Annotated in this window: 1 protein-coding gene; it reads right to left on the bottom strand. The window is 53.7% G+C overall.

Annotated features, from left to right (window positions below; translation table 11 throughout):
- Positions 1-92: transposon-encoded TnpW family protein (locus tag GPK89_RS16790; RefSeq protein WP_430750606.1), on the bottom strand; the 92-nt coding region annotated here is incomplete at its 3' end.
- Positions 93-231 lie beyond the last annotated feature (139 nt).

Here is a 231-nt window from a genome sequence, read left to right as displayed (position 1 = left end):
TCCGCTTCCAGCACTTTCATCATCTTGTCGGCTGCGGTGTCGGTTGCGCCCTGCTTGAAGAAGCCGGAAACGGTAAGGACGGAGTTGCCCATGCGGATTTCCGTTACACAGTCCGGGCGGCGGTCTGTTTTGGTGGTGCTTGTCTGTTTGATTTCTGTCATAGGCTCTCCTTTCGCTGCTTCATCAGTTGCTTTAAGCGTTCCAGCTTTTCCTGTGCGGTTTCCTTTCGGA

Origin of the sequence: Gemmiger formicilis (assembly GCF_018784445.1) — a bacterium.
In the GTDB taxonomy this organism is placed as follows: domain Bacteria; phylum Bacillota; class Clostridia; order Oscillospirales; family Ruminococcaceae; genus Gemmiger.
The sequence above is the reverse complement of the archived record's forward strand: the minus strand, read 5'-3'. Positions and strand labels throughout refer to the sequence as shown.